1 protein-coding gene is annotated in these 1,883 nt (G+C 52.0%); it reads right to left on the bottom strand.

From position 1 onward, the window contains the following. Window positions 1-63: 63 nt before the first annotated feature. Complete coding sequence (gene ltrA / locus ACUNV4_RS30320) at window positions 64-1,326, bottom strand: group II intron reverse transcriptase/maturase (RefSeq protein WP_430882420.1); 1,263 nt, start codon at window positions 1,324-1,326, stop codon at window positions 64-66. Window positions 1,327-1,883: the final 557 nt, after the last annotated feature.

Consider the following 1,883-nt stretch of genomic DNA (forward strand, 5'->3'; position numbering starts at 1 on the left):
GGTGAGTCAGCCGAGGGAACTTCCCCCTCAGCTGCTCTCAGAACCCGGCGTGAACCTCTCGATTCACCGGGCTCCCATCGCTCCAACCTGAAAAGAACCAGAACCTGTCCAATGTACAAACAGATTCGGCCTATCCTTCTTCACCTTCTCAAGCCACGCAAATGCACGATGCTTGTGTCCGCGAAGTCGTTTGAATTTCCTCATGGCCCAACGCACGATTATCCTGTTGAGATGCTCCGCAACAGGCTGAAACTCCGACCCTCGAAAACGACAGTAGTAATTTATCCACCCCCGAACACGAGGCGCCATCACTTGTGCTAGCTCGTCAATCGATAACGAGCTTTGCAATTGAAGACGCCAGTTTCGTGCCCGTTGACGCATTGCTGTCATCGAGCTTCGACTGACTGCCGGTGTAAAACCGCAGCGTACACGCCCATATCCATCAACAACTCTTCTTGGTCTGAATGAATAGCCAAGAAAATCAAACTGGGTATGTTCGTGAGTCCCTCGTCGCTTGCTATCCTTGCAATACACTATCCGAGTCTTTTTCGGATGAAGCTCCAGACCGCAAGAGTTTAGACGCGCGGACAACCTATTTAGCATGATGGTCGCCTGGGCCTTTGTCTTGCAATGGAGAATCCCATCATCAGCGTATCTGCAGAATGGAATATTGCTGTGTTGGGTCGATAACCAGTTGTCCAATGCGTAGTGCAGGAAGAGATTGGCTAGTACGGGCGAAAGTGGTCCACCTTGTGGTGTCCCGACAGATCTCTCTCCCGAAACAAACTCACCTTCTTGCATCGGCGCAACAAGCCATCGCTCAACATATAGCAATACCCAGCGTTCAGCACAATGATGACGAAGTGCTTTGAGAAGTAATTCATGGTTGATGTTGTCAAAAAGGCCGCGAATGTCGTATTCCAATACCCAGTCACTCTTCCAGCAGCGCCAACGCGTTGCCGCAATTGCGTCGTGGGCCGACTTACCCCGTCGATAGCCATACGAGTCATCGTGGAACACCGGTTCCAACATCGGCTCAAGCCATAAAGTTACCGCTGTCTGTGCAATCCTGTCACTGACCGTCGGCACGCCTAGCGTACGAACACCTCCATCTTTCTTGCTTATCCGAACTGATTTGACCGGTGGCGGGAAATAGCTGCCAGAGGCCATTCGGTTCCAGATGCGAAAGAGATTCTTGTCACGCTTGCAATCGAAATCCGTTATCGATTGTTGATCAACACCCGCCGCTCCTCGATTGGCTTTCACACGCTTGTATGCCTCCCATACTAAGCGCTTGGGAATATCAAAAGGTTTTGCCTCCGTCACAGGCTCATTCTCCGAATGAAGTTGGCGAGTGACTTGGCTGAAACAATCGAACTCCTTCGCTCCGGCTCCATTACAGAACCCTCGACGCTACTACAAGTTCGTCCGTCCTCAGATCAGACATCGGTACTCTGGGCCTTGCTTTTCTTCACTTGACCGTCTCCCTTTGCATCCTGATCCGAGTTCCCGCAGTTCCACGAAAGCGCCTGAATCGAGCTCACGCCATCTTCATGCCGAACACCACCTACCCAGTCAACAGGCTTCCGGTAGATTTGTCCCGAGGGTAGTTGCGGCCCTCGGTTTTGATGTTGCTTATCAGTTACGACACCTCGACGATGGTTCGTTTGTACTCGTCTTCTCGATTCTTACCTGACGCACCTCTCGGGTGCGCTTTTTCCTTTAACGCTCACGACAACGGTCTTCAGCCAATGCCGCTTAAAGGTGGTTTGGAGCCAGCCCCTGCAGGCAGACTCCGGAGGGCCACAACCTCCATCGCTTTCGTAGCTTCTCGTACTTCTCGGTAGACTTCTTGTCGACCGATCCGCATTACTGCGGCACAC

This window comes from Granulosicoccus sp. 3-233 (assembly GCF_052681095.1).